1 pseudogene is annotated in these 1114 nt (G+C 46.8%); it reads right to left on the reverse strand.

Going from position 1 to position 1114, the window contains the following annotated elements:
• Positions 1–187, reverse strand: a pseudogene (locus tag ACK4HU_RS21930) (hypothetical protein); the annotation flags it as partial.
• Positions 188–1114 lie beyond the last annotated feature (927 nt).

The raw sequence follows: 1114 nt of genomic DNA on the forward strand, positions 1-1114 counted from the left end.
AATAACTCACAGAATCTGACCGAAAAAACTGGGTATAAGTCCAATAGACCAATCCAAAAAACATATGATACCAAAACATTTGGTTAAGCAGGCCTGCTTTAATCCATTTGTGCTCCTTTTGCAGATTGCCAAGGATGGGCTGTGAAGCGAAGAATAGGAAAAGGACAAGTAGGGCTGCGCCGAGCAAGGGATGAGGATGGTTAGTTAGGGCTTAAATATAGTAATCGTTCGGTTTAATTGTTGAATTGTTGGAAGGGTTGTCATTGTTGTAATTGTTGTCATTGTTGTACCCCCCGACCCCCTAAAGGGGGAGAAGGGGCTGAGGTGGTTTGAATGTTTGAATGTTGGGGAGTTGGGGAGTTGGGAAGTTTGGAGGTTGGGAGGTTTGGAGGTTTGGAGGTTTGGAGGTTGTCTACCTCACCCCCACTCCCGATTCGCTACGCTTCCCGAATCTTAAACTCCCGATAGGAAAAACATCGAGATTTAAATTTCGGGATTAAAACCTCGGGACAGGCTCTCTTCCCGCAATTCTGCGGGACAGGCACTTGAGGAGAGGGATCTTGTTCTGTAGAAAAATAGAACATAGCAATTCAATGGAACTTATTGCAAAGAAATGACCCTGAAAGGGTCAAACTATGAATACTTGTGCGCTACGCCACAGGCGCACAGGCGTGGCGTAGCCCCGGGTATGGTTCGACAGGCTCACCAACCGGAGGCACGACGCAACCCGGGGTTAAAAGAGTGAGAAGGAACCAGCGCTGGCGCAGGATGTTGGTTTGGAAAATTAGGTTGATGCCAGCGCAATGGAAATGGGAGATTTAAAGGTTGAATTTGGTAATTGGTTATTTGTTTAGTGTGCGATAACCGATGACCAATCCTCTGAGGAAGACAAGCGTTGATAATTGTAAATGGTTGTCGGGTTTTCGTGGTTGTAAGCTGCGCATTGTCAGTCGGAACTAAATCCCCCCGATCCGCCGCGGCGGACCGGGCAGGCACTTACCCCCTTTGACAAGCTTTTGGATTCCTTTAGAAAATTGAAATATAAGGGGGAGTTGCGGCGTGGTAATTGGAAAGTTTGGTATCTCTTGCCTATTTCAATGGAGAATTCAGAAGC

It is taken from the genome of Algoriphagus sp. (assembly GCF_046296635.1).
GTDB lineage: Bacteria > Bacteroidota > Bacteroidia > Cytophagales > Cyclobacteriaceae > Algoriphagus.